Raw genomic sequence first — 1,768 nt, 5'->3', positions numbered from 1 at the left:
ATTAATTTACTTAATAAAACGCTCGGCAGCAGCACTAGTGAAGGAAAAGAATCTTCTGATACTGGAAGTAGTACCGTACTTCCAAAACTTGAAGGACCTGGAATTGTTGTAACTCTTAACGACTCTCCTCTATGGAAAGGCGCGGTTAATGGTTCCGGAACATCCGGAAATATTAATGATTACGTAATCCACCAGCAAGATATTGAAGCTGTAGTAAATGCTTTGTGGCGCGGTGGAGCAGAAGCAATAACTATTCAGGATCAGCGAGTATTATTTAACTCCGCAGTTGTTTGTATTGGTAACGTTCTTATGTTGCAAGGTCATCAGTACTCGCCACCGTATAAAATATCTGCTATTGGTCCAATGGATAGCATGGTTGATGCTCTAAACAATTCACCAGCCATACACACCTACAAGGAGTATGTAAGTTCGTTTGGATTAGGATGGAAAGTGGAGAAAAAGAATAATCTGCGATTCCCCGAAGCATCGGCCTTGTTGCAACCATTAAGGTACGCAACAGTTCCTAAAGTGCTAAACAAATAAAATATGTTGCAAAGTCTTCATACATCAATAAAGGAGTAGCACACTATGCAATCTGCTAATATGCAGGAAGGAAAAACGAAGCGTAGCAGCTCGAATTTCTGGTGGCAAGCCGCTGGAATTATTGGCGAACTGTTGATAGCTTTTGCAGTTATTTGCGCATTGTACATTGCATGGCAAATGTGGTGGACTGGAGAGCAGGCTGAGCACACTCAAGTAGAGGCGCGTCAAGCAATATCTTGGCAAAACCCAAAAACTGGCGATAAAACGAAGATTGCTTTACCACAGAATACTGACCCACCTGCTTTAAGCAAACCAAAGTCTGAAGACCTTGTAGCTCGTTTATACATACCACGTTTTGGAAATCAGTGGGAACGAAATGTTGTAGAAGGCATTACGCCAGACATCTTAAGCAAGCGTGGTTTAGGTCATTATCCAACCACACAAATGCCTGGCGCAATAGGTAATTTCGCAGTAGCAGGTCACCGAAATGGTTATGGTCAGCCATTGGGAGATGTAGACTTACTGAAGCCTGGCGACGCAATAGTAGTTCGTACAAAGGATTATTGGTTCGTCTATAAGTACACTTCTTACAAGATTGTTACACCAGATCACGGTGAAGTTATTGATGCAAATCCTGATCATCCTGGTGAGAAACCAACAAAACGTATGCTTACTCTTACAACTTGCGAACCTAAGTATACTGCTGCAACTCATCGCTGGATTAGCTACGCAAAATTCGCTTATTGGGCAAAGATTAGCGATGGCATTCCAAAAGAACTTTCTACTATTGATGAGCAAGGAAAAGTGAAGTTTATTAACAATGAGCAACAATCTCTAGTTTCTCATCTTTCTTCACTAGTGCCAGTTATGGTGGTTGTTTTATTAGTGTATGTGATGATTTTCGCAGCAGGAGCAATCGCTTGGCAATGGCCAGAACTTCGCGCTATTCATTCTGGATTAAAGAAAAAGCCTGATGCAAGCATTTTTGGCGGTCTTTTGCGCATACAACCAGGTATTACAGCGATTCGTTGGATTCTTTCGATTCTGATTTATTTCTTCATTGTATTAGCATTATTCCAGTGGATTTTCCCTTGGGCCGCATCTACAATTCCATTCCTTCAGCAGATGTCTAATTACTCAACAACTGTATGATAACGGGTTAAGTAGTAAGTTTTAAATATTCTTACGATTGCTTTAAAACTTACAAAATAAAAACATTTAAGGC

The 1,768-nt window shown here is 40.7% G+C and carries 2 protein-coding genes; both read left to right on the top strand.

Annotation, left to right across the window (positions count from 1 at the left end; translation table 11 throughout):
* The coding region (locus A5295_RS05905; protein WP_064622156.1) for a DUF881 domain-containing protein at window positions 1-543 on the top strand (543 nt) is incomplete at its 5' end.
* A gap of 45 nt (window positions 544-588) precedes the next feature.
* A complete protein-coding gene (locus A5295_RS05900) occupies window positions 589-1,695 on the top strand; it encodes a class E sortase (protein WP_004106114.1) in 1,107 nt (368 codons plus the stop codon).
* Window positions 1,696-1,768: the final 73 nt, after the last annotated feature.

The organism is Gardnerella sp. 26-12, from assembly GCF_001660745.1.
GTDB classification, from domain to species: domain Bacteria; phylum Actinomycetota; class Actinomycetes; order Actinomycetales; family Bifidobacteriaceae; genus Bifidobacterium; species Bifidobacterium swidsinskii.
Note: the sequence above shows the minus strand (reverse complement) of the source record. Positions and strands in the feature narration are given on the sequence as shown.

What these genes read in the sequence shown, in the direction of transcription:
- A5295_RS05900 (WP_004106114.1), top strand. Translation starts at nt 589, where the DNA reads ATGCAATCTGCTAATATGCAGGAAGGAAAAACGAAGCGTAGCAGCTCG.